This window comes from Actinokineospora sp. UTMC 2448 (genome assembly GCF_024760565.1).
Classification (GTDB): Bacteria; Actinomycetota; Actinomycetes; order Mycobacteriales; family Pseudonocardiaceae; genus Actinokineospora; species Actinokineospora fastidiosa.
In genome coordinates this window covers 4,313,005-4,335,198 of the sequence record NZ_CP031087.1, presented here as the reverse complement: position 1 = coordinate 4,335,198, position 22,194 = coordinate 4,313,005, and the positions used below count along the sequence as shown (strand labels likewise).

Genomic DNA, 22,194 nt, shown 5'->3' with positions numbered 1-22,194 from the left:
CTCCGTGTAAAGATCGGCATCGACTGGAAGCGGGCTCCATCGGTCGAGGGAGCAACGGGAAGCAGATCGGTGCGCTCGACGGTCCACTCCGACACCACACGGCTGACTGACCCGTCGGCCCGCACGCCCGCCGGTAGCTCATCAGGCAACGTTGGCTGGGTGACTGTGCCCAGGTTGGCCGCGCAGGCGGGCCCGGCTACGGGAAGGACAGCCCTCGGCTGGTGCACGAGCTGCCAGTCCCGAGTCGGTGACCGGGCGGTGCTCAGTGCGGACGACTTCGCGATCGGGCGTGGGCGCAAGTACGCGAGCCGGACCTCCAGCCCCCGATCAAGGCCCCGTCGCGCTGCGCCAACAGCAGACGGGGCCGCCTGATAAGTCAGGCGGCCCCGTCCGGGAGGTCCATCAGCTCACCAGCCGCGCGAACGCCACTCGCCGAGCTTGGGACGCTCCGCTCCGAGCGTGGAGTCGTCCCCGTGGCCGGGGTAGAACCAGGTGTCGTCGGGTAGTTCACCGAAGACCCGGGCCTCCAAGTCGTCCATCAGGCTCTTGAAGTCCTCCGGGCTTGTTGTCCGTCCAGGACCGCCAGGGAAGAGGGAGTCGCCGGTGAAGAGGTGGGGGTGGCCGGAAGGGTCGCGGTAGAGCAGGGCGATGGAGCCGGGGGTGTGGCCGCGCAGGTGGATGACCTCCAGCTCGCACTCGCCCACCGTGATGCGGGCGCCGTGCTCGACCAGGTGGTCCGGGGGGACCGGGAGGGGGTCGGCGTCCAGCGGGTGGGCGACGGTCTCCGCGCCGAACGCGCCCGCCACGGCGCCGAGGGCCTGCCAGTGGTCGGCGTGCTGGTGGGTGGTGACGATCGTGCGCAGCGTCGGGCGGTCGGGGCCGTGGCCGATCAGGTCCGACAGGCGGGCCGGGTCGTTCGCGGCGTCGATGAGCAGCGACTGGCGGGTGGCGCGGCACGTCAGCAGGTAGGCGTTGTTGTCCATCGGCCCGACCGAGACCTTGGTGACCGTCAGGGCGGGCAGGGTGCGGCGGGCGGCCGGGCCGTCGGGGGGAACGTGGCCGGTGTAGTCGTCGACAAGCTCCACGAGGGGTGACGGTACCCGCTGCGATCACGCTGCTCTGTACGGTCTAAGGTGTTACCGGTCCGTAACCTGATCATCCTGGTGTGAGCCGTGGCGAAGACTGAGCGCAAGGTCAGCTGGGACGTGGTCCGCGTCGTCGCCGTCCTCGCCGTCGTCGTCGGGCACATCACCCGGGACGGCCCGGTCGTCCACCCCGAGCTCGGTCCGTTCGCGGTGCACCTGCCGGTGCTGTTCGGCGCGAACACGCTGCTCGTCGTCTCCGCCTACTTCATCTGCGTCACCGTCCGGCGCGGCCGCACGGCCCGGTGGCTGGGGCACAAGCTCGCCCGGGTGCTCCCGCCGTACCTCGTCGCCGCGGTCGTCACGTACGCCGTCCTGCGGGTCGCCGCGCCCCGCTTCGGGTGGTACACGCCCGACAGCACCGATCTGTTCGCCAACGTGCTGCTCATCCAGACCTGGTCGCCGGAGTTCCACTTCATCGACGGCTCCTACTGGACGATGTCGGCCCAGGTGCTCGCCTTCGCCGTCGCCGCGCTCCTCGCGCCGCGCCGGTGGCTGCGGGGCCCCGCGCTGATGGCCCTGCTCTGGGCGCTGATCGTCGTCCCCGTCGTGGTCCAGCTGCTGATCCGCCGCCAGGAGGACGGCCTGCTCCGGCTCGTGTACGACGGCATGACCCTGCACCGCGCGGCCGTGTTCGGCGTCGGCGTCGCGGTGTGGCTGTGGACGCAGGACCGCCTGTCGGGCTTCCACCTGACCGCTTACAGCGTCGCCATGCTCATCGGGATGGAGGTGCACACGCGCTCGGAGGACACCGCCTCCACCGCCGCGTTCGGGATCGCGCTGCTCGTGCTCGCCGCCGCCGCGGGCGGGCCGGACTGGAACGTGGGCCCGCTGGCCCGGCCGATCACCTGGCTCGGCGGCATCTCCTTCGGCGTGTACCTCGTCCACCAGGAGCTGGGCTACGTCATCGCCCGCCTGCTCGTCGACATGGGCGTCGGCCAGGTCGGCCGGTTCCTGACCTGCCTCATCGCCGCGGTGGTCCTCGGCTGGCTGCTCACGCGCGTGGTCGAGCGGCCCGCGCACGCCTGGCTGACCGGCGGGCGGCGGGCTCAGCCCCAGGGGCCCAGCTCCGGCGGCTCGCCGGTCAGCCCGGTCGCCGGGCCGCGCCCGGTCAGCCAGCCCAGCACCGCCGCCGCCGGGCCCGCCACGGTCCTGGCCGCCGAACCCGCCAGCCGGAACGACGCCTGACGCCCGTCGGGCAGCTCGACGGCGAGCGTGACCGGCCCGTCGTCGGCGCGGCGGCCACGCGTGGCGACCTCCAGCAGCAGGTCGAGGTGCGCGGGGTCGACGGTGGTGAAGTCCGGGCCCGCGTCGAGGTCGACCAGGTGCACCCAGATCTCGAACAGCCGCAGCTCGGGGATCTCGGCCGCGGTCATCGGCCTGCCGGACGGGTGGGTCAGCGTGGCCGACCAGGCGTCGGGGTCCATGCGGGCGGCCTCGTGCAGGAACCGCTCGCCCGCGGCGATCAGGTCCTCGCGCTGCACGCGGGCCATCCGGTCGGACCCGTCGGCGATGTCGGCGTCGCGGTCGGCGCGGCTGGGGTAGGCCGGGTGCTCGATGCCGGTGCGCGTCCAGGTGAGCAGGTTCACCAGGGCGTCGGCGTTGCGGGCGAGGTGGCTCACCACGTGCCCGCGCGTCCAGCCGGGCAGCAGGCTCGGCCCGGCGAGGTCGCGCTGGGTCAGCCCGGACACCGCCGCCACCAGCGGGCCCGTCGCCTCCCGCACGGCCGCCAGCGCGGCCGCGGCGCGGTCGGCGGATACGGAGGTCGCGGTAGATCCCGTCATAGAACGTCCCTAACGCGTGGGTGACTGGTGAACGGAGCAGCGCCGCCCTCCACCCAGGTTAGGGGCTTTCGGCTACTCTCGGGTACCGCTCCGCGGGTGCATCGGGCAAGCACGCCCGCCAGAATTGTCGGTGCACCCGCCTAGCATGCGCACCGGCCACCTCCGTGGCCGCTCATCCCGTCGCGCGTCTGCCCGTAACCAGCGACGACGGGACCAACCTGCTCGACCGAAGGGACCTGCAGTGGCAGACCGCCTTGTCGTTCGCGGCGCCCGGGAGCACAACCTGCGCGGCGTCGACCTCGACCTGCCCCGGGACAGCCTGATCGTGTTCACCGGCCTGTCCGGGTCCGGCAAGTCGAGCCTGGCGTTCGACACCATCTTCGCCGAGGGCCAGCGCCGGTACGTGGAATCGCTCTCGGCGTACGCGCGGCAGTTCCTCGGCCAGATGGACAAGCCCGACGTGGACTTCATCGAGGGCCTCTCGCCCGCGGTGTCGATCGACCAGAAGTCCACCAGCCGCAACCCGCGCTCCACCGTGGGCACCATCACCGAGGTCTACGACTACCTGCGCCTGCTCTACGCCCGCGCGGGCAAGCCGCACTGCCCCGCCTGCGGGGAGGCGATCAGCAGGCAGACCCCGCAGCAGATCGTCGACCAGGTGCTGGCCATGCCGGAGGGCACCCGCTTCCAGGTGCTCGCGCCGGTCATCCGCGGCCGCAAGGGCGAGTACGTCGACCTCTTCGCCCAGCTGCAGACCCAGGGCTACGCGCGCGCCCTGGTCGACGGCGTGCTGCACCAGCTCAGCGACCCGCCGAAGCTGAAGAAGCAGGAGAAGCACGAGATCGCCGTCGTGATCGACCGGCTGACGGTGAAGGCCAGCGCCAAGCAGCGGCTCACCGACTCCGTCGAGACCGCGCTGCGGCTGGCCGACGGCCTGGTCGAGCTGGACTTCGTCGACCTCGACGAGCACGACGCCCAGCGCCGCCGCGGCTTCTCCGAGCACCTGGCCTGCCCCAACGGCCACCCGCTGGGCGTCGAGGACCTGGAGCCGCGCTCGTTCTCCTTCAACTCGCCCTACGGCGCCTGCCCGCAGTGCACCGGCCTGGGCGTGCGGATGGAGGTCGACCCGGAGCTGGTCGTCCCCGACGATGAGCTGTCCCTGGAGGACGGCGCCATCGCGCCGTGGGCCGGTGGCCAGACCGCGGAGTACTTCACCCGCCTGCTCGGCGCGCTCGCCGAGACCGTCGGGTTCCGGATGGACACCCCGTGGCGGCGGCTGCCCGCCAAGGCGCAGAAGGCCGTCCTGCACGGCATCGGCGACCAGGTGCACGTCCGCTACAAGAACCGCTACGGCAGGGAGCGCTCGTACTACGCCAACTACGAGGGCGTCATCCCGTTCCTGGAGCGCCGCCAGGAGCAGACCGAGTCGGAGTTCATGCGGGAGAAGTACGAGGGCTACATGCGGGAGGTGCCCTGTCCCGCCTGCCAGGGCACCCGGCTCAAGCCGGAGATCCTCGCCGTCACCCTCGCCCACGCCGACCAGGGCGACCGCTCGATCGCCGAGGTCTCGGCCATGTCGATCAGCGAGTGCGCGCGCTTCCTCGACGGCCTCCGGCTGGGCACCCGGGAGGCGATGATCGCGGGCGCCGTGCTCAAGGAGATCCAGGCCCGGCTGCGCTTCCTGCTCGACGTCGGCCTGGACTACCTCTCGCTCGACCGCGCCGCCGGGACGCTCTCCGGCGGCGAGGCGCAGCGCATCCGGCTGGCCACCCAGATCGGCTCCGGCCTGGTCGGCGTGCTGTACGTGCTGGACGAGCCGTCGATCGGCCTGCACCAGCGCGACAACCACCGGCTCATCGAGACGCTGACCCGGCTGCGCAACCTGGGCAACACGCTGATCGTCGTCGAGCACGACGAGGACACCATCCGCGCGTCGGACTGGGTCGTCGACATCGGGCCCGGCGCGGGCGAGCACGGCGGCCAGGTCGTGCACAGCGGCACCTTCAAGGAGCTGCTGAAGAACAAGAAGTCGATGACGGGCGCGTACCTGGCGCGGCGGGAGGAGATCCCGACGCCCGCGATGCGCCGCCCGATCGACCGCAAGCGCCAGCTGACGGTCGTGGGCGCGCGCGAGCACAACCTGCGCGGCATCGACGTGTCGTTCCCGCTGGGCTGCCTGATCTCGGTCACCGGCGTGTCCGGCTCCGGCAAGTCCACTTTGGTCAACGACATCCTGGCGACGGTGCTGGCGAACAAGCTCAACGGCGCGCGCCAGGTTCCCGGCAGGCACACCCGGGTCAACGGCCTGGGCGCGCTGGACAAGCTGGTGCAGGTCGACCAGTCGCCGATCGGGCGCACGCCGCGGTCCAACCCGGCGACCTACACCGGCGTGTTCGACAACATCCGCAAGCTGTTCGCCTCCACCACCGAGGCGAAGGTGCGCGGCTACCAGCCGGGCCGGTTCTCGTTCAACGTCAAGGGCGGCCGCTGCGAGGCGTGCGCTGGCGACGGCACGATCAAGATCGAGATGAACTTCCTGCCGGACGTGTACGTCCCGTGCGAGGTGTGCAAGGGCGCCCGGTACAACCGGGAGACCCTGGAGGTGCACTACAAGGGCAAGACCATCGCCGAGGTGCTGGACATGCCCATCGAGGAGGCGGCGGAGTTCTTCGAGCCGATCAAGGCCATCCACCGCTACCTCAACACCCTCGTCGACGTCGGCCTCGGCTACGTCCGGCTCGGCCAGCCCGCCCCGACGCTGTCCGGCGGCGAGGCCCAGCGGGTGAAGCTGGCCAGCGAGCTGCAGAAGCGCTCCACCGGGAAGACGGTCTACATCCTCGACGAGCCCACGACCGGCCTGCACTTCGAGGACATCCGCAAGCTCCTCGGCGTGATCAACGGCCTGGTGGACAAGGGCAACACGGTCATCGTCATCGAGCACAACCTCGACGTGATCAAGACGTCGGACTGGATCATCGACCTCGGCCCCGAGGGCGGCTCCGGCGGCGGCATGGTCGTGGCCGAGGGCACCCCGGAGGACATCGTCGCGGTGGCCGAGAGCCACACCGGGAGGTTCCTCGCCAAGGTCCTCTGAGTTGCCCGGCGGTGCGGCCCGCGCCACGATGGCGCGTCTGGATGTATCCGGAGTAGTCCGCGGTGCTCCTCTGTGTACGAAGACCACGAGGAGGCCCCGCCATGCCCACCCCGCGACACCTGCGAGCGCAGGTCGCCAAGGTTCACCGCGCCACCGCGGCGACGCTGTCCCTGCGCGGCGACGACCGGCCGGGGTTCTGGGACGTCCGCAAGGGCATCACCGCCCCCGCCGAGTTCCGGCTCGTCGGGCGGGCGCGGGGCAGCGCGGCACGGGAGATCGCGATTCGTGCCGAGTGACCCCCGCGCCCGCAGCGCCCGGCCGACCCCGGCCGGGCTGTCGGCGCGCCTGCGCTCCGCGCTCGGCCCGCGCGTCGTCGTCGGCCAAGGGCCGACGGCCGGGGCCCGGCTCGCCGTGTCGGTGGTCGCCGGGACGCGGGTGGACGCCAGCCGGTGGGCGCGGCAGGCGCGGCTGCCCTCGGTCATCGTCGAGTTGGACGGCGACACGGTCTACGTCGGCCCGCTGGCCGAACCGGGGCGTCCCTGCTGCGGCGAGTGCGCCCGGGTCCGCCGGATAGCCGCGGCCGCGGCCACCGACCACGACGAGCCCACGACCCGCGTCGACGCCGAGGTGATCGACGGCGAGACCACGGCGTGGGTCGGGACGAGCGGGCTGCTCGGCCCGGACGGCGAGGCCACGACGCGGGTGGACGGCGCGCTCATCGACGCGACCACCCGGGTCTCCGCGGCGCTCATCGCAGGCGTGGACGACCCGACCGCCGTCGTGGCGCACGAGGTGATCGACGACCCGGTCGTGGCGCTGCTGCGCGACCCCGACCAGCTGCGCGGCCACGTCGCCGAGGTGCGGGCGGGCAAGGTGCTGTGGCACCGGGTGATCCCGCTGCCCGACTGCGCGGTCTGCGGCGGCGCGGACGGCATCGGCACCGTCTCGCTGCCCGACACCGACGACCCCGCCGAACTCGTCGAGGCGCTCGCGGGCTGGGTCGACCCGCTGACCGGCGTCATCCCGTGGCTCACGGTGCGCCAGCCGCTGCCCGGCGGGCCGTACGTCGCCACGGCCGCGCCGCCGCACCGGGTCGACGAGGACGGCCACCCGCACCCGCTGCCGATCGGCTGGGGCAAGGGCATGGACGAGGCCACGGCCATCCGCTCCGCCGTCGGCGAGGCGATCGAGCGGTACGCGGCGAGCCTGCCCGACCCCGCACGCCTGCGCTGGGCCCGACCGGCCGACCTCGACGGCGATGTCCTCGACCCCCGCGACCTGCCGCTGTACGAGCCCCAGCAGTACGCGCGCACCGCGTTCGTCCCCTTCGACCACCGCGTCGACCACCCCTGGGTGCGCGGCACGTGGCTCGATGACGGCAGGCCCGTGTGGGTGCCCGCCGTCCTGGCCTACCTCCGGCTCGCCCTGCTCCCGGAGCACCTGATCTGCCAGGGCACCTCCAACGGCCTCGCCGCCGGACCGGACGCGGAGTCCGCCGCCGTGTCCGCCGTGCTGGAACTCGTGGAGCGCGACGCGATGCTCGCCGCATGGCTCACCGGCGCCCGCGGCCGGTTCATCGACCTGGACGACACGCTGGACGCCGACCTGGCCGACGCCGTGGACGCGCTGACCGACGAGGGCCACACCGTCGAGGTGCACCTGCTGCCCACCAGCACCTACGGCGCCACCGCCGCCGCGCTCGCCCTCGGCGACGGCAAGCGGCTGCCCGGCATCGCCATCGGCCTCGGTTCCGCACGCGACCCGAGGGAGGCAGTGCGCCAGGCCATCCTCGAACTCGCCCAGAGCGCCCCGCACCTGACGATGCTGCTGCGGGAGAGGGCGCACCCGGTCCCGGCGCGACCGGAGGACGTGCGCGGCATGCTCGACCACGCCGCCTACTACTTCCGCCCCGACCGCGTCGTCGCCTTCGACCGCCTCCGCTGCGGCGGCACCACCCGCCTCGGCGACCTCCCGGAGACCGGCGCCCCCGCATCAGCCGACGACCTCGCGGGCGTCCTGGGCGCCACGGGCATCCGGGTGGCGCTGGTCGACGTGACCAGCGCCGACGTCGCCACCGGCCCGTTCCGGGTCGTCCGGGCGGTGAGCGCGGGCCTGCAGCCGCTGTCCTACGGCTTCGGCAACGACCGGGTGGCGGTGCCGAGGCTGCGCCCCCGCCTCCTGCCCGCCCACCGCAGGCCGGTCCACCCGATCTGGTAGCGGCCGAATCCCGGAAACACCGAACCGCCCGTGGTCCCGGGGGCATCGGGACGCGGGCGGTTCGGTCTGCTCAACGAGCGGCGGTCGCCGAGGTTCCGGCCAGTTGGCGTTCCGGTTGCGCGGAGGTGCCGTGATCGTCGGTCATCGTGGTCTCGTCGAAGGGTGCGCCGCCGGAGAGGACCGCCTGCGCGCGCGCCCGGTCGAAGCCCTTGGTCCAGGTGCCGATCAGGACCGTGGCCACGGCGTTGCCCGCGAAGTTGGTCAGCGCCCGCGCCTCGGACATGAACCGGTCGATGCCCACGATCAGGCCGACGCCGTCGACGAGGTCGGGGCGGTGGGACTGCAGGCCGCCCGCCAGCGTCGCCAGGCCTGCGCCGGTCACGCCCGCGGCGCCCTTCGACGCGATGATCATGAACACCAGCAGGGAGATCTGCTCGCCCGCCGAGAGCGGCGCGCCCGTCGCGTTGGCCACGAACAGCGTCGCCATCGTCAGGTAGATCGCGGTGCCGTCGAGGTTGAACGAGTACCCGGTCGGCACGGTGATGCCCACGACCGGCCTGCTCACGCCCAGGTGCTCCATCTTCGCGATCAGCCGGGGCAGCGCCACCTCCGACGACGACGTCGACAGGATCAGCAGGAACTCCCGGCCCAGGTAGCGCAGCAGGGAGAACAGGTTGACCCGCGCCACCAGCCACAGCATCGTGCCCAGCACGGCCACGACGAACACCAGGCAGGTCGCGTAGAAGCCGAGCATGATCACCGCGAGGCTCTTGACCGCGTCGATGCCGGTCTCGCCGACCACCGCGGCGATCGCGCCGAACGCGCCGACCGGCGCCAGCCACATGATCATCGCCAGCACGCGGAACACGAGCTTCTGCAGGTGCCCGATGCCGCGCAGGACCGGCTCGCCCGCGGGCCCCATGCGCTGCAGCGCGAACCCGACCAGCAGCGCCACCAGCAGGGCCTGCAGCACCTCGCCCTCGGTCAGCGACGACAGCAGCGTCGACGGGATGATCCCGAGGATGAACTCCGTCGTGGACTCCGACTCCTTGACCTGGGACGCGCCCGTCGCCGCGACCTCATCGGTCAGCCGCAGGCCGTCGCCGGGGTGCAGCAGGTTGCCGACGACCAGGCCGATCACCAGCGCGACGGTCGACATCACCAGGAAGTAGCCCAGGGCCAGCCCGCCGACCCGGCCGACGCTGGCCGCCTTGGTCACCGAGCCGATGCCCAGCACGATGGTGCAGAAGATGATCGGGCTGATCATCATCTTGATCAGGTCGACGAACCCGGTGCCCAGCGGCTTGAGGTCCTTGGCGAGGTCGGGCGCGATGAGGCCGATGCCGACGCCGAGCACTACGGCGGCGATGACGGCGAGGTAGAGCCAGTGCGTGCGGTCGCGGCGGGGGCCTGACACGGGTGCCTCCAGGGTCTGGTGATGGCCAAGACCCTGGCGGCGGATGTGGCGCCGGTCACGATTGTGTTCATTGCGTACACGGAACCGGGCGGGGCGGTCCGGTCCCGCGGCGGCCACACTGGCGCGCATGAACCAGCGGAGGCCGTGGAGCCTGGCCCGCCAGCTGCTCGTCCTGCAGGGCGTGATCGTGGCGCTCATCGTGGCCGGGGGCGCGGCGCTGGCCTGGGTCGACGTGGCCGAGCGGGCCGAGGACTCCAGCGCGGCCACGGTCACCGCGCTGGCCCGCGCCATCGCCGACGCGCCGATGGTGGTCGAGGCCGTCTCCGGGGAGGACCCCTCGCGCGTCCTGCAGCCCTACACCGAGGCTGTGCTGGCCGACACCGGGATCGACTTCATCACGATCATGGCCCCGGACGGCACCCGCTTCACCCACCCGAACCCGGACCGCATCGGCGGGAAGTTCCTCGGCAACACCGCGCCCGCCCTGGCCGGGCAGGCCTTCACCGAGACCTACACCGGCACGCTGGGCCCGTCCGTGCGCGCCGTCGTCCCGGTGTTCGGGCCGGACCGGCGGGTCGTCGCCCTCGTCGCGGCGGGCATCACGCTGGAGGCCATCAGCGACATGGTCGCCGACCGCGTGCTGGGCCTGCTCGTGGTGGCCGCGGTCGCGCTGCTCGTCGGCGCCGCGGGCAGCTACCTGGTCAGCCGCAGGCTGCGCAGGCAGACCGGCGGGCTCGCCCCGGCCGAACTGGGCCGCATGATCGGCTACCACGAGTCGATCCTGCACGCCGTCCGCGAGGGCCTGATCCTGGTCGACCAGGACCACCGCGTCACCCTCTGCAACGACGGCGTCCGCGCCCTGCTCGACCTGCCCGACGACGCCGAGGGCAAGCGCGTCGACGAGCTGGGCCTGCCGGACGAGCTGGTCGGACACCTGCTCGACGGCACGGAGATGCGCGACGAGCTGCACCTCACCGACACCCGCGTGCTCGTCGTCAACTCCTCGACAGTCCGCGTCGACGGCCGCCCGCTGGGCACCGTCGTCACCCTGCGCGATCGCACGGACCTGCAGGCGCTCACCGGCGAGCTCGACACAGTCCGGGGCTTCACCGAGTCGCTGCGGGCGCAGGCGCACGAGGCCGCCAACCGCCTGCACACCGTCGTGTCCCTGGTCGAGCTGGGGCGCGCCGAGGAGGCGATCGAGTTCGCCACCGGCGAGCTGGCCCTGGCCCAGCGGCTCACCGACCAGGTCGTCGCCGCGGTCTCCGAGCCGATCCTGGCCGCGCTGCTGCTGGGCAAGGCCGCGGAGGCGGGGGAGCGGGGTGTCGAGCTGGTGATCGACGCCGACGCGGCGATCCCGCTCGGCGACGACGGCCCGGTGACCGCCCGCGACCTCGTGACGATCCTCGGCAACCTCATCGACAACGCGATAGACGCCTCGGTCGACGCCGTCGACTCGACCGGAGCGCGTCGGCCCCGCGTGCGGGTGCGCGTGGCCAGGGAGGACGGCGACCTGGTGCTGAGCGTGTCCGACACCGGGCCCGGCCTGCCGCCCGACGCCGTCGACGCCGCCTTCCGCAGGGGCTGGTCCACGAAGGACGACGGCCGCGGCATCGGGCTGGCCCTCGTCGGCCAGGCCGTGCGCCGCTGCCGGGGCGCCGTGTCGGTGTCCACCGACGTCGGCGCGGTCTTCACCGTCCGCCTGCCGCTGGGAGCCCGCCCGTGATCACCGTGCTGGTCGTGGAGGACAACCAGGTCGCCGCCGAGGCGCACCGGACCTACGTCGAGCGCGTGCCCGGCTTCGCCGTCGCGGGCGTCGTGCACTCCGGGCGCGACGCCCTGCGGTTCCTGGAGACCACGCCCGTCGACCTCGTCCTGCTGGACTTCTACCTGCCCGACACGCACGGCCTCGACGTCGTCCGCGCGCTGCGGGCCGCGGGCGGCACGGCCGACGTGATCGCCGTGACCTCCGCCCGCGACCTCGCCGTCGTCCGGTCCGCCGTGTCGGTCGGGGTGGTGCAGTACCTGCTCAAGCCGTTCACCTTCGCCGGGCTGCGCGACAAGCTCGACGGCTACGCCCGCTACCGCAGCAGGCTCGCCGACGGCTCCGCCCTCGGGCAGTCCGAAGTGGACGAGGCGTTCGGCGCGCTGCGCAGCACCGACCTCAGCACCCTGCCGAAGGGCATGAGCGCCGAGACGCTGGACGCGGTCGTGGCCGCCGTGCGCGCGGCGGGCGAGCTGTCGGCGGGCGGGGCGGCCGAGGCCGTCGGCGTCTCCCGGGTCACCGCCCGGCGGTACCTGGAGTACCTGGCCGACCACGGCCTGGCCGCCCGCCAGCCCCGCTACGGCGCCGTCGGCCGCCCCGAGGTGCTCTACCGGCTCAGTACACCGGGCCGGTGAACTTCTCGCCCGGGCCCTGACCGGGCTCGTCCGGGAACGCGGACTCCTCGCGGAAGGCCTTCTGCAGCGACTGGAGGCCGTCGCGCACCGGGCCCGCGTGCGGGCCGAGGTACTCGACGGACGCGGTGACCAGGCCCGCCAGCGCGGTGATGAGCCGCCGCGCCTCGTCCAGGTCGCGGTGCGGGCTGGTCGACGGGTCGGCCGAGGACAGGCCCAGCCGCTCGGCCGCGGCCGCCATGAGCATGACCGCGGCCCGGCTGATCACCTCGACGCTGGGAATCTCGGCGAGGTCGCGGGCGTTGTCCTCATCGGCGGACCGGTGGACGTCAGGGGTGTCGTTCACGGTCTGCTACCATTCCACGTGCGACCAGCCCCCGTACGGCGGGGGCGGCAAAGTGGAGCCCCCGCTCCCACCCGAGTCACCCCAGGTGGCCGGGTCCGGTCAGCCCCTCACGTGGGCTGTATTCGGTCGGAAGCGGGCCCCGCGCCATCACGGCGACGGGGCTCGACGCAGTGGGGCCTCGCCGCGCCGGTCGCGCGCACTAGCCATACCGAGGAGGCCCCATCAGCACGGAGACACGCATCAACGACCGCATCCGCGTGCCGGAAGTCCGCCTGGTCGGACCCAACGGCGAACAGGTCGGGATCGTGCGCATCGAGGACGCGCTCCGCCTGGCGCAGGAAGCGGACCTTGATCTCGTCGAGGTCGCACCCCAGGCTCGCCCGCCGGTCTGCAAGCTCATGGACTTTGGCAAGTTCAAGTACGAGAGCGCGCAGAAGGCCCGCGAGTCGCGGCGGAACCAGGTGCTCACGGTCATCAAGGAGCAGAAGCTCCGGCCGAAGATCGATTCCCACGACTACGAGACCAAGAAGCGCAACGTCGTTCGCTTCCTCGAGGGCGGGAACAAGGTCAAGGTCACCATCATGTTCCGCGGGCGCGAGCAGTCCCGGCCCGAGCTGGGCTTCCGGCTGCTCCAGCGGCTCGCCGAGGACGTGCGCGAGCTGGGCTTCGTGGAGTCCTCGGCGAAGCAGGACGGCCGCAACATGATCATGGTGCTGGCCCCGCACAAGAACGTGAAGCCGAAGCCGAAGGGCCCGGCGGGCCGCCGCGACGGCGAGGCAGCCGACGCCGACGACGCCCAGGTCGAGACCACCCAGGCCACCGAGACGGTGGCCGACGGCTCCGCCACGGAGTGAGCGGGGACACCCCCGACTGTCCACCCCGATGCCGCCCGCACCCGAGCAGGGCGCGGGCGGCGTGAACCGAGGATCGAACATGCCCAAGATGAAGACCCACAAGGGGACCGCCAAGCGGGTGCGGATCACCGGCTCGGGCAAGCTGCGCAGGCAGCAGACCGGCCTGCGCCACCGGCTCGAGAAGAAGTCGAGCAAGGAGACCCGCGACCTCTCGGGCACCACCGAGGTCGCCAAGCCGGACGTCTCCCGCGTCAACCGGCTGCTCGGCCGCTGACCCCTCCGCACATGCCCACCAGGGCGGACACCCCCGCCCGCTAGATCGACAGGACAACCACCGTGGCACGCGTGAAGCGGGCGGTCAACGCCCAGAAGAAGCGCCGCACCACCCTGGAGCTGGCCAGCGGCTACCGCGGCCAGCGCTCGCGGCTGTACCGCAAGGCCAAGGAGCAGGTGCTCCACTCGCTCAACTACGCCTACCGCGACCGCCGCGCGCGCAAGGGCGACTTCCGGCAGCTGTGGATCCAGCGGATCAACGCCGCCGCCCGCCAGAACGGCATGACCTACAACCGGTTCATCCAGGGCCTGAAGATCGCAGGCGTCGAGGTCGACCGCAAGATCCTCGCCGAGCTCGCCGTCAGCGACCCGGCCGCGTTCACCGCGCTGGTCGACGTGGCGAAGGCCAACGCCGACGCCCAGGGCAAGGCCGCTTCCTGAGCACCGCGCCGCGACCCGGGGTGTGCACCGAACGCACGCCCCGGGTCGCCGCCGCCCGGGCCCTGACCCGCAGGGCGGGCCGGGAGAAGGCGGGCCGCTTCCTCGCCGAGGGCGCGCAGGCCGTGCGCGAGGCCCTCGCCTACGGCCGCGTGCACGAGGTGTTCGTCACGGCCGAGGCCGCCGCCCGGCACCCCGACCTCTTGCGCGCAGCCGACGAGGCGTTCGCGCGCGTGTCGGAGGTCACCGACAAGGCCGCGGCCGGTCTGTCCGAGACGGTCACCCCGCAGGGCGTGGTCGCCGTGTGCGACCTGCTCGACAAGCCGCTGGAGACCGCGCTCGCGGGCTCTCCCGCCCTGGTCGCGGTGCTGGTCGGCATCGCCGACCCCGGCAACGCGGGCACCGTCACCCGGGCCGCCGACGCCGCGGGCGCCGACGCCGTGGTGTTCGCGGGCGACACCGTCGACCCGCACAACGGCAAGTGCGTGCGCGCGTCCACCGGCAGCGTCTTCCACCTGCCGATCGCGCGCAGCCGCGACGTCACCGCCGCCCTGGCCGCCTGCCGCGCCGCGGGCCTGCGCCTGATCGCCGCCCACGGCCACGCCGAGCACGACATCCACGCCGTCGAGCTGACCGAGCCCACCGCGTGGGTCTTCGGCAACGAGGCACGCGGACTCGACCAGGCGACGCTGGACGCGTGCGACAACGCCCTGCGCATCCCCCTCTACGGCGCCGCCGAGAGCCTCAACCTGGCGACCGCGGCCGCGCTGTGCCTTTATGAAACCGCAAGAGCCCAGCGCCGACCCACCCGATGAGGTAACTCGCTGCGGGCGGGCCGGTGCGATCACTTAGGATCGGGCTGCTCACCCGGCGCTCGGGTGTGCGCAATGGCCACCAACGGGAGCTGTCTGCCAACCATGTCCGGAGCCAACGACCCGTACGACCCGAAGGAGGTCGCGGCGCTGTCGCCGCAGACCCTCCAGGCCGCCGTGGACAAGGCGCGCGCGGAGTTCGCCGCCGCCGCCGACCTCGACGCGCTGGCCGCGGTCAAGCCAGCGCACCTCGGCGACCGCTCCCCGCTGCTGCTGGCCCGCCGCGAGATCGGCGCGCTGCCGCCGCAGGCGCGGTCCGAGGCGGGCAAGCGGGTCAACGAGGCGCAGGCCGCCATCAAGGCCGCCTTCGACGAGCGCCGCGCCCGCCTGCAGGCCGAGCGCGACGAGCGCGTGCTGCGCGAGGAGGGCGTGGACGTCACCCTGCCCTGGGACCGCGTCCCGCGCGGCGCCCGGCACCCGATCACCACGCTGTCCGACCGCATCGCCGACGTGTTCGTGGGCATGGGCTACGAGGTGGCCGAGGGCCCGGAGCTGGAGGGCGAGTGGTTCAACTTCGACGCCCTCAACTTCAAGAAGGACCACCCCGCGCGCACGATGCAGGACACGTTCTACGTCGCGCCGGAGAACAGCGGCATGGTGCTGCGCACGCACACCTCCCCGGTGCAGATCCGCTCGCTGCTCGACCGCGAGCTGCCCGTGTACGTGGTGTGCCCCGGCCGCACGTACCGCACCGACGAGCTGGACGCCACGCACACGCCGGTGTTCTCCCAGGTCGAGGGTCTCGCGATCGACAAGGGTCTGACCATGGCCCACCTCAAGGGCACTTTGGACGCCTTCGCCAAGGCCATGTTCGGCGCGGAGTCGCGGGTGCGGCTGCGCCCGTCGTTCTTCCCGTTCACCGAGCCGTCCGCCGAGCTGGACGTGTGGTTCCCGGAGAAGAAGGGCGGCGCGGGCTGGGTCGAGTGGGGCGGCTGCGGCATGGTGCACCCCAACGTCCTGCGCGCCTGCGGCGTCGACCCGGACGTGTACTCCGGCTTCGCCTTCGGCATGGGCATCGAGCGGACGCTGCAGTTCCGCAACGGCATCCCGGACATGCGCGACATGGTCGAGGGCGACGTCCGGTTCACCCTTCCCTTCGGCACGGAGGCGCAGTGAGGCTCCCGGTGAGCTGGCTCGTCCAGCAGCTCGAACTGAACGACGACACCAAGGACCTCACGCCGGACCAGGTAGCCGAGGCGTTCACCCGCATCGGCATCGAGGTCGAGGAGCTGACCCCGCTCGGCCCGGTGACCGGGCCGCTGGTCGTCGGCCGGGTGGCCGAGATCGAGGAGCTGACCGGCTTCAAGAAGCCGATCCGCTTCTGCACGGTCGAGATCGGCGACCCGCTGATCACCGACCCGCTCGACGACCACCCCGACCCGGCCGACCCGCACGCGCCCGCGACCACCCAGGTGATCTGCGGCGCCACGAACTTCGTCGAGGGTGACCTGGTCGTGGTGGCGCTGCCGGGCGCGGTGCTGCCCGGCGGCTTCGCGATCACCTCGCGCAAGACGTACGGGCGGATCAGCAACGGCATGATCTGCTCGCTCAGCGAGCTGGGCCTCGGCGACGACCACAGCGGCATCCTCGTGCTGCCCAGCGGCGAGGCCGCCCCCGGCGACGACGCGGTGGAGCTGCTCGGCCTCACCGACACCGTCATCGAGGTCGCCCCGACCCCGGACATGGGCTACTGCTTCTCCGTGCGCGGCCTGGCCCGCGAGCTGGCGTGCGCCCTGGACCTGCGGGTCATCGACCCGGCCGCGGTCGAGGTCCCGCCCGCCGAGGGCGAGAGCGTGCCGGTGACCATCGAGGACCCGGACGGCTGCTCCCGGTTCGCGCTGCGCCGCATCAGCGGCATCGACCCGACCGCGCCGACGCCGTGGTTCATCCGCGGTCGCCTGGCGCTGGCGGGCATCCGGTCGATCTCGCTGGCCGTGGACGTGACGAACTACGTCATGTTGGAGACCGGCCAGCCGATGCACGCCTTCGACACCACGAGGGTGTCGGGCGCCTTCACCGTCCGCCGCGCGCGGCCGGGGGAGAAGCTGGTGACCCTCGACGACGTCACCCGCACCCTCGATCCGGACGACATCGTCGTCTGCGACGAGTCCGGCCCGATCTCGCTGGCGGGCGTCATGGGCGGCGCGTCGACCGAGATCTCCCCGGAGAGCACGGACATCCTGCTGGAGGCCGCGATCTGGGACCCGGCGTCGATCGCCAGGGCCGTGCGGCGGCACAAGCTGCCCAGCGAGGCGTCCAAGCGCTTCGAGCGCAGCGTCGACCCGGCGCTGCCGCCGTCGGCCCTGGAGCGCGCGGCCCGGCTGCTGCGCGAGTACGGCGAGGGCCGCGTCCAGCCCGGCCGCACCGACGTGGGCAACCCGACCATGCCCGAGCCCGTGGTCATGGCGATGGACCTGCCCGACCGCGTCGCGGGCATCCGCTACGCGCGTGGCGTCACGGTGACCCGGCTGCAGCAGATCGGCTGCACCGTCGACGTCGGGGCCGACGCCGACGGCACGCCCACGGTGACGGCCTACCCGCCGTCCTGGCGCGCCGACCTGCTCCAGCCGGCGGACCTGGTGGAGGAGGTCCTGCGGCTGCAGGGCTACGACACCATCCCCACCGAGCTGCCCTCGGCCCCGCCCGGCCGCGGCCTGACCCCGGCGCAGCGGCGCAAGCGCGCCGTCGGACGGGCGCTGGCCGAGCACGGGTACGTCGAGGTGCTGCCGTTCCCGTTCATCGACCCCGCGGTGTTCGACGCGTTCGGCCTGCCCGCCGACGACTCCCGACGGCGGACGCTGTCGGTGCTGAACCCGCTGGAGGCCGACCGCCACGCGCTGGCCACCACCCTGCTGCCCGGCCTCCTGGACACCCTGACCCGCAACGTCTCCCGAGGCGCGCGCGACGTGGCGCTGTTCCACATCGGACAGGTGGTGCTCCCGCGCCACCAGTCGGCGCCGATGCCGGACGTCGCCGTGACCGCCCGCCCGGGCGACGACGAGCTGGGCATGCTCGCTGCCGCCCTGCCGAACCAGCCGGTCCACGTGGCCGCTGTCCTCGCGGGCAACCGCACCCGCGCGGGCTGGTGGGGCGCAGGCGAACCGGCGAGCTGGGCCGACGCGATCCAGTCCGCCCGCACCGTCGCGGCCGCGGCGGGCGTGGAGCTGACCGTCCACAAGTCGGACCTGCTGCCCTGGCACCCCGGCCGCTGCGCCGAACTGCGCGTCGGCGGCTTCCCCGTCGGCCACGCGGGCGAACTCCACCCGAAGGTCGTCGAGGCGCTCGGGCTGCCCGCGCGGACGTGCGCGATGGAGCTGGACCTCGACGCGCTGCCGCTGGTGGAGTCCCGTCCGGTCCCGCTGGTCTCGCCGTACCCGCCGGTCCTGCTGGACGTCGCCCTGGTCGTCCCCACGGACGTCCCGGTCGCCGAGGTGGCCGACGCCCTGCGCGCGGGCGGCGGCGACCTGCTGGAGGACCTGTCCCTGTTCGACGTGTACACGGGCGAGCAGGTGGGCGAGGGCAAACGGTCGCTGGCGTACGCGCTGCGCTTCCGCGCCCCCGACCGCACACTGACCGTCGAAGAGGCCACCGCAGCCCGAGACACCGCCGTCGCCACGGCCACCGAGCGCTTTGGCGCGGTCCTGCGCGCCTGACCCAGCCCCGACCAAGCCTCCACCCGGTGGTCACCGCCTGATCCCATGCGGCGGTGGCCCCGGTGAGGCGCGAACCCACAAGGCTTGGCGGAAACGGTCACGCTGGCGCGTAGGCCTGCACGCCGCGCTGCCGCACGAGAGCACCGGACGCCAACTGATGGCGGTGGGGCTAGGCGGATGTGGACGAGCGCAGGCTTGATGGCGGCGGGGGTGGCGGTGTCGGTGAACCTGGATGCGCTGGCCGTGATGGGGACTTCGTTGAGTGGGGAACTCGGGCGGTTGGGCGACGCGGGATTGGACGGCGATGGGTTGGGCCACGCAAGGTTGAGCTGCGTGGGGTCGGACGGTGCGGGGTCGAGCTGCGTGAGGTTGAGCGGCTTGGGGTAGGGCTGTGTGGGGTCGGATGGTGGTGGGTAGGGCTGGGTGAGGTTGAGCGGCTTGGAGTCGGGCTGGGTCGGGTTGGGCGGCGCAGAATCGGGCTGAGTGAGGTTGGACGGTGCCGGGTCGGGCTGAGTGAGGTTGGACGGTGCGGGGTAGGACTGCGTGAGTGCGAGCGGTGCGGGGTAGGGCTGCGTGAGTGCCGAGCGGTGCCGGGAGGGACTGCGTGAGGGCGAGCGGCGCCGGGACGGACTGCGTGGGGTTGAATGACGCAGGTCCGGGCTGCTTCGGGTTGATCGCCATAGGGTTGGGCTGCGCGGGAAAGGGTCGCCTGGGGCGGGTGGTGCTGGGGCGGGCTGGTTGGGATCGGGTGACGCAAGGTCGGGTCGCGTGGGGGCGGGCTTGGCGGGGTTGGGGAGTGCGTGCGCGGGTAGCGCGGGGGAGGGTGGAGCGGGGGCGAATGCTGGCGATCGCGCTGTCCACAGTGCTGGAGCACGGGATGGTGCGGGGGCGGGTGGTGCTGGCGATCGCGCTGTCCGCGGTGCTGGAGCACGGGATGGTGCGAGGGTGGGTGGTGCTGGCGATCGCGCTGTCCGCGGTGCTGGAGCGCAGGGTGGTGCGGGGGTGGGTGGTGAAGGGGTAGGTGGTGAGGGTGGACATGGCGACCTCCGGAGCTGGGGATGCCCCGCGGATCGGGGCTTCTTGGTCCAGGTTGCCGGAATCCGAGCGGCGCCCGAGAAAGTTGTCCACAGGCCTCAGAGGTGTTTGACGGCCTCCCGCCGCGAGAGTGGGGACAGGGCTGGGTGGGAGTCCACGAATGCCCGCACCCACTCGGGGTCTGTCCGGCTGTACTGCCGCAGCGCCCAGCCGATTGCCTTGCGGAGGAAGAAGTCCGGGTCGGTGGCGTTCGCCTCGATCGCGTGGGCGAGCAGGTCCACGTCCGTGTCGGCCTTGTGGCCCAGCTGACACAGCACCGACGCGCGGCGCTTCCACTTGTTCGGGGATGTCGCCCAAGCGCGCATCGGTGGGGTTATTTCGGTGCGGTAGCGGTGGAGGAGGTCGTTGAGTCTGTGGGTGGCGATCTCGTCCACGAAGTCCCACCAGGCGCCCGTGGTGATGAACTCCTCGTACACCGGCAGCAGGTCTGGGGCCTGCCAATGCGCGTAGCGGGGGTGGCCGATCAGGTCCAGGGCTAGGTAACGTTCCTCGCGGAACTGGGCTGAGCGCCATAGGTCGCAGGTTGCGGCTATCCATTCAGGACGGTCAGTGAATGGGTGCTCCGCCACCAGGTTCCGCACCAACGCCGCCCGCGTCGGTTTCGGGACGCCGTGCATCGGCATCGCCGATTTCATGTACCGGCGCATCTCGCCCGCCCTGACGGGGTCGGCGGCCGCGGCCAGTGCGGCGCGGGCGGCGTCGGTGAACGTCACGCGATGCGGCCCGTCCTCGGGGGCGAGTCGAGCATTCCCAGGGCCAGGTCGACCAGGCTCGCCCGCTCCAGGCCGCCGACCTCCTCCAGGGGGAACCACGCCGCCATGTCCGAGCTGCCGCCCACCTCGTGCGTCAGCTCGCCCCCGGTGATCCGGCCCGTGTAGACGACCCGCAGCGCGTGGTGGCTCTCCCTGCCCTCGGTCCGCACGTACGTGTGCAGGCCGAGCAGGTCCTCGATCTCCACCGTGTACCCGGTCTCCTCGAACACCTCGCGCACGGCGGCGTCCACCGGGTCCTCGCCGTGCTCGATGCCGCCGCCGGGCAGCATCCACCGCAGCCCCACGTACACCATGCGGCTCAGCAGCAGCTTGCCGTCCACAATGCACACCACGTACGCGCCGACGCGCGGCCCCGTCCTGCGCATCAGGCGTTCACCCGCTTGCGCGCGCGGTCCCGGAACTTGCCGGACAGCGCGTCGATGTCGACCAGCCGGGGCAGCAGTTCCGGCTCCAGTGTCAGCGCGCGGAAGACGACGCCGATGGTCACGTTGTGGTCCGGCCGGTGCACGATGTCGATCGAGTCGCCCGCGGTGATGGCGCCGGGCGTCAGGACCCGCAGGTACGCCCCGGGCAGCGCGCGCTGGGTGAACGTGTGCTGCCAGCGCTCCTGCTCCAGCCACACCGCGAACGTGCGGCACGGGATGCGCGGGCAGGACACCTCCAGCAGCGTCGTGCCGACCAGCCAGCGCTCACCGATCAGCGCGCCCGTGGTGTCGACGCCGCTCGTGGTCAGGTTCTCGCCGAAGACGCCCGCGGGCAGCTCGCGCCCGAGTTCGGCGGCCCAGGTGTCGAGGTCCTCCCGGGCGTAGGCGTAGACCGCCTGGTCGGGGCCGCCGTGGTTGGCCACGTCGCAGATGGCGTCGCCCGCGAGGCCGGACCGGGAGGGACCGGGCACGGTCACCGGCACCGGGCCGCTGGCAGGCCGCTTGTCGATCCCCGTGACGCCCACACTGGCCTCGATCGGCCGGGGTTCACCCACATTGACGGAAAGCACGCGCGCGTAGTCCACGCCCTGAACCTAGCCGTTGCCGCCAGCGGATTCCGAGACTTGGCTCACCTGGGCCCCACGCGGATGCGGCGTGCCCGCCGCCCCCTGCATATGCTGCGGTTTTGTGTCGACCACCCCCATGATCGCGCCCAGCATCCTGTCCGCAGACTTCGCCCGGCTCGCCGAGGAGATGGCGGCCGTCCGCGGCGCGGACTGGCTGCACGTGGACGTGATGGACGCCCACTTCGTGCCCAACCTCACCCTCGGCCTGCCGGTGGTGGAATCGCTGCGCAAGGCGACCGACATCCCGCTGGACTGCCACCTGATGATCGAGGACCCCGACCGCTGGGCCGTCGGGTACGCCGAGGCGGGCGCGCACAACGTCACCATCCACGCCGAGGCCGTGCGCGACCCGCGCGCCGTCGCCCGCGACCTGCGCGCCGCGGGCGCCAAGGCGGGGCTGTCGCTCAAGCCGGGCACCCCGCTGGACCCCTGGGTGGAGGTCCTGCGCGACTACGACACGCTGCTGATCATGTCCGTCGAGCCCGGTTTCGGCGGGCAGAAGTTCATCCCGGACGTGCTGGACAAGGTGCGCACGGCGCGCCGCCTGGTCGACACCGGCCACCTCAAGGTCATCATCGAGATCGACGGCGGCATCAACGCCGACACCATCGACCAGGCCGCCGAGGCGGGCGTCGACTGCTTCGTGGCGGGCTCGGCCGTCTACAACACCGACGACCCGGCCGCGGCCGTCGCCGCCTTGCGTGAGCGGGCCTCAGCACACCGCAGCTAGGCGGGTGCGCGGCGTCAACGGGACCTGAAAGACTGATCGGCGTGGAGGACGGGCTGGT

General features: G+C 72.7%; 20 protein-coding genes and 1 pseudogene. 14 read left to right on the top strand and 7 right to left on the bottom strand.

The annotated features are described in order from the left end of the window. Nucleotides 1-407: 407 nt before the first annotated feature. Complete coding sequence (locus Actkin_RS19705; RefSeq protein ID WP_258903734.1) at nt 408-1,085, bottom strand: MBL fold metallo-hydrolase; 678 nt, start codon at nt 1,083-1,085, stop codon at nt 408-410. Nucleotides 1,086-1,172: 87 nt separating this feature from the next. Here Actkin_RS19705 and Actkin_RS19700 point away from each other — a divergent pair, with 87 nt between their 5' ends. Continuing rightward, a complete protein-coding gene (locus Actkin_RS19700) occupies nt 1,173-2,330 on the top strand; it encodes an acyltransferase family protein (RefSeq protein WP_258903733.1) in 1,158 nt (385 codons plus the stop codon). Here Actkin_RS19700 and Actkin_RS19695 read toward each other — a convergent pair. After that, nucleotides 2,306-2,926, bottom strand: a pseudogene (locus tag Actkin_RS19695) (maleylpyruvate isomerase N-terminal domain-containing protein); the annotation flags it as partial. The gene Actkin_RS19700 and the pseudogene Actkin_RS19695 overlap by 25 nt on opposite strands. 241 nt (nt 2,927-3,167) lie before the next feature. Between Actkin_RS19695 and uvrA the strand changes: the two are divergent. The 3 genes from uvrA (at nt 3,168) to Actkin_RS19680 (ending at nt 8,237) form a co-directional block, all read left to right on the top strand. After that, on the top strand, nt 3,168-6,020 hold the full coding sequence (gene uvrA / locus Actkin_RS19690) for an excinuclease ABC subunit UvrA (RefSeq protein ID WP_258903731.1): 2,853 nt from the start codon (nt 3,168-3,170) through the stop codon (nt 6,018-6,020). Between the two features lie 101 nt (nt 6,021-6,121). Continuing rightward, a complete protein-coding gene (locus Actkin_RS19685; protein WP_258903730.1) occupies nt 6,122-6,316 on the top strand; it encodes a hypothetical protein in 195 nt (64 codons plus the stop codon). After that, nucleotides 6,306-8,237, top strand: a complete 1,932-nt coding sequence (locus Actkin_RS19680) for a YcaO-like family protein (protein ID WP_258903729.1) — start codon at nt 6,306-6,308, stop codon at nt 8,235-8,237. Before Actkin_RS19685 ends, Actkin_RS19680 begins: the two co-directional genes overlap by 11 nt. Nucleotides 8,238-8,307: 70 nt before the next feature. Here Actkin_RS19680 and Actkin_RS19675 read toward each other — a convergent pair whose 3' ends face one another. Further along, nucleotides 8,308-9,654 (bottom strand): cation:dicarboxylate symporter family transporter, encoded by a 1,347-nt coding sequence (locus tag Actkin_RS19675; protein WP_258903727.1) that lies wholly within the window; start codon nt 9,652-9,654, stop codon nt 8,308-8,310. 127 nt (nt 9,655-9,781) lie between these two features. Here Actkin_RS19675 and Actkin_RS19670 point away from each other — a divergent pair, with 127 nt between their 5' ends. Both Actkin_RS19670 and Actkin_RS19665 read left to right on the top strand, forming a co-directional pair. Further along, nucleotides 9,782-11,380, top strand: a complete 1,599-nt coding sequence (locus tag Actkin_RS19670) for an ATP-binding protein (protein ID WP_258903726.1) — start codon at nt 9,782-9,784, stop codon at nt 11,378-11,380. Then, nucleotides 11,377-12,054: a response regulator gene (locus tag Actkin_RS19665; RefSeq protein WP_189210984.1), complete on the top strand. Its 678-nt coding sequence runs from the start codon at nt 11,377-11,379 to the stop codon at nt 12,052-12,054. The genes Actkin_RS19670 and Actkin_RS19665 overlap by 4 nt, the downstream gene beginning before the upstream one ends. On the opposite strand, the gene Actkin_RS19660 is transcribed toward Actkin_RS19665, so the two are convergent. Beyond that, nucleotides 12,035-12,397, bottom strand: coding sequence for a DUF1844 domain-containing protein (locus tag Actkin_RS19660; RefSeq protein WP_258903724.1), 363 nt, complete (start codon nt 12,395-12,397; stop codon nt 12,035-12,037). The genes Actkin_RS19665 and Actkin_RS19660 overlap by 20 nt on opposite strands. 221 nt (nt 12,398-12,618) lie before the next feature. Between Actkin_RS19660 and infC the strand changes: the two genes are divergently transcribed. The 7 genes from infC to Actkin_RS19625 all read left to right on the top strand — a co-directional run bounded on the left by infC (nt 12,619) and on the right by Actkin_RS19625 (nt 19,508). Next, a complete protein-coding gene (gene infC / locus Actkin_RS19655) occupies nt 12,619-13,251 on the top strand; it encodes a translation initiation factor IF-3 (RefSeq protein ID WP_189211800.1) in 633 nt (210 codons plus the stop codon). A 79-nt stretch (nt 13,252-13,330) separates the two neighbouring features. Continuing rightward, nucleotides 13,331-13,525 carry a 50S ribosomal protein L35 gene (gene rpmI / locus Actkin_RS19650; RefSeq protein ID WP_189210982.1) on the top strand — a complete coding sequence of 65 codons (195 nt, stop codon included), beginning with the start codon at nt 13,331-13,333 and terminating at the stop codon, nt 13,523-13,525. A gap of 62 nt (nt 13,526-13,587) precedes the next feature. Then, complete coding sequence (gene rplT / locus Actkin_RS19645) at nt 13,588-13,965, top strand: 50S ribosomal protein L20 (RefSeq protein WP_189210981.1); 378 nt, start codon at nt 13,588-13,590, stop codon at nt 13,963-13,965. A 20-nt stretch (nt 13,966-13,985) separates the two neighbouring features. Further along, entirely contained in the window at nt 13,986-14,777 is a 792-nt protein-coding gene (locus Actkin_RS19640; RefSeq protein ID WP_229786911.1) for a TrmH family RNA methyltransferase, read from the top strand. Nucleotides 14,778-14,879: 102 nt separating this feature from the next. Then, complete coding sequence (gene pheS / locus Actkin_RS19635; RefSeq protein ID WP_258903723.1) at nt 14,880-15,950, top strand: phenylalanine--tRNA ligase subunit alpha; 1,071 nt, start codon at nt 14,880-14,882, stop codon at nt 15,948-15,950. Further along, complete coding sequence (gene pheT / locus Actkin_RS19630) at nt 15,947-18,487, top strand: phenylalanine--tRNA ligase subunit beta (RefSeq protein WP_258903722.1); 2,541 nt, start codon at nt 15,947-15,949, stop codon at nt 18,485-18,487. The genes pheS and pheT overlap by 4 nt, the downstream gene beginning before the upstream one ends. An 838-nt stretch (nt 18,488-19,325) precedes the next feature. Continuing rightward, entirely contained in the window at nt 19,326-19,508 is a 183-nt protein-coding gene (locus tag Actkin_RS19625) for a hypothetical protein (protein ID WP_258903721.1), read from the top strand. Between the two features lie 112 nt (nt 19,509-19,620). Here the strand turns inward: Actkin_RS19625 and Actkin_RS19620 are convergent, their stop codons facing one another. From Actkin_RS19620 to Actkin_RS19610, 3 genes are read right to left on the bottom strand one after another with little or no spacing between them, the layout of a single operon-like run. After that, nucleotides 19,621-20,295, bottom strand: a complete 675-nt coding sequence (locus Actkin_RS19620) for a DNA alkylation repair protein (RefSeq protein ID WP_258903720.1) — start codon at nt 20,293-20,295, stop codon at nt 19,621-19,623. Further along, nucleotides 20,292-20,720 (bottom strand): NUDIX domain-containing protein, encoded by a 429-nt coding sequence (locus tag Actkin_RS19615; protein WP_189210978.1) that lies wholly within the window; start codon nt 20,718-20,720, stop codon nt 20,292-20,294. Before Actkin_RS19615 ends, Actkin_RS19620 begins: the two co-directional genes overlap by 4 nt. Next, on the bottom strand, nt 20,720-21,364 hold the full coding sequence (locus Actkin_RS19610; RefSeq protein ID WP_258903719.1) for an MOSC domain-containing protein: 645 nt from the start codon (nt 21,362-21,364) through the stop codon (nt 20,720-20,722). Before Actkin_RS19610 ends, Actkin_RS19615 begins: the two co-directional genes overlap by 1 nt. A 118-nt stretch (nt 21,365-21,482) precedes the next feature. On the opposite strand from Actkin_RS19610, the gene rpe reads away from it, so the two are divergent. Beyond that, nucleotides 21,483-22,136, top strand: coding sequence for a ribulose-phosphate 3-epimerase (rpe, locus tag Actkin_RS19605; protein ID WP_189211797.1), 654 nt, complete (start codon nt 21,483-21,485; stop codon nt 22,134-22,136). The last annotated feature ends 58 nt before the right edge of the window (nt 22,137-22,194 follow it).